1 protein-coding gene is annotated in these 490 nt (G+C 54.1%); it reads right to left on the bottom strand.

The window, feature by feature from the left end; translation table 11 throughout:
* Window positions 1-20 precede the first annotated feature (20 nt).
* The gene (locus tag AC1RP1_RS07825; RefSeq protein ID WP_289875313.1) at window positions 21-239 is read right to left on the bottom strand and encodes a hypothetical protein; all 219 of its coding nucleotides are present in this window, start codon (window positions 237-239) and stop codon (window positions 21-23) included.
* Window positions 240-490 lie beyond the last annotated feature (251 nt).

The following is a 490-nucleotide window of genomic DNA, read 5'->3' as shown; positions in this document are numbered from 1 at the left end:
ATTCAGGCCCCTGCGGATCGTTACTTGATGACCTCAAACACCATATCGAGCGGCCGGAACGTTTTGGAGATACGGCCGTCTGACGACTGGTTGCGCAATTGGTCGCATGCCACGCGAACCGACCCGTTTTTGTGGACGGCCTCAACAGTGCCCGTCATGCCCTGTTCCGGCCACCATTGGACGCGATTGTAAAAGCTTTGTTCCGTGCGGATTACCCGAACCTTGTCGCCTACTTTCATGCTGTTCCCCTTCATTTGGTTAGCTGATGGAATGAACTATACACGTGATTTTTGCGTTGCGCAAGCGGAAACGCAAAAAGCCGCTAGGTAGAAACACCTAGCGGTTGTGTACGGGATGATGCGCTTACCAGTCGGTAAGTGTCGGTTCGTCCGGGCCCTCGATTTTCATCGGCCAGCCCGTAAGCCGTAGCGCGCTGTTATGCTCGTACAGGAACGAATAGAACGAATCGAGCGCGGGATGATCGTCAAAG

The organism is Dellaglioa sp. CoH-56-MRSF-13 (genome assembly GCF_056782095.1).
The sequence above is the reverse complement of the archived record's forward strand: the minus strand, read 5'-3'. Positions and strand labels throughout refer to the sequence as shown.